Here is a 521-nt window from a genome sequence, read left to right as displayed (position 1 = left end):
GGGGTTGGTCCCGGCCGCCCTGTGGGTGTGGTCAGGGGGAGGGTGGGGGGCTGTAGATGCCGAAGTGGTTGCCGGAGGGGTCGAGCAGATCGGCGAAGACCAGGCCGCTGGGCGCGGTGGTCGGCGGGACGAGGATCTTGCCGCCGAGCTGTTCGGCGCGGGCGCAGGCGGCCGCCACGTCCTGCACGACCACCAGGAAGGTCGCCGAGTTCTTGCCGGCGTCGGGCACGCGGACCATGCCGCCGCTGGGCGCTTCGGCGCCGGGGTGGCTGATCAGCTCGTAGCCGGTGTCGGACTCGGTGAACTCCCAGCCGAACAGGCCGCCGTAGAAGCCGCGGGCGGCCCCGGGGTTGTCGGTGCAGACCTGGAACCAGGCGACGGTGTTGTATGCGGGTGCGGTCATCGACGTCCTCCGCGTCAAGGCCGGTTTCCGTGTACGGCCGTCACCGTCGCGGACGTCCGCGACAACCCCCTGTCGGTGTTTCCCAAAGCTGTCGGTGTTTCCAAAAGACCGTCACACC

Annotated in this window: 1 protein-coding gene; it reads right to left on the bottom strand. The window is 70.1% G+C overall.

Annotation, left to right across the window (positions count from 1 at the left end; all coding sequences use genetic code 11):
- Positions 1-31: 31 nt before the first annotated feature.
- Positions 32-403 carry a VOC family protein gene (locus AR3_RS29155; RefSeq protein ID WP_067918837.1) on the bottom strand — a complete coding sequence of 124 codons (372 nt, stop codon included), beginning with the start codon at positions 401-403 and terminating at the stop codon, positions 32-34.
- Positions 404-521 lie beyond the last annotated feature (118 nt).

Origin of the sequence: Actinomadura rubrobrunea NBRC 15275, from assembly GCF_001552235.1 — a bacterium.
GTDB lineage: Bacteria > Actinomycetota > Actinomycetes > Streptosporangiales > Streptosporangiaceae > Spirillospora > Spirillospora viridilutea.
This window is presented reverse-complemented; position numbering and strand designations above follow the sequence as displayed.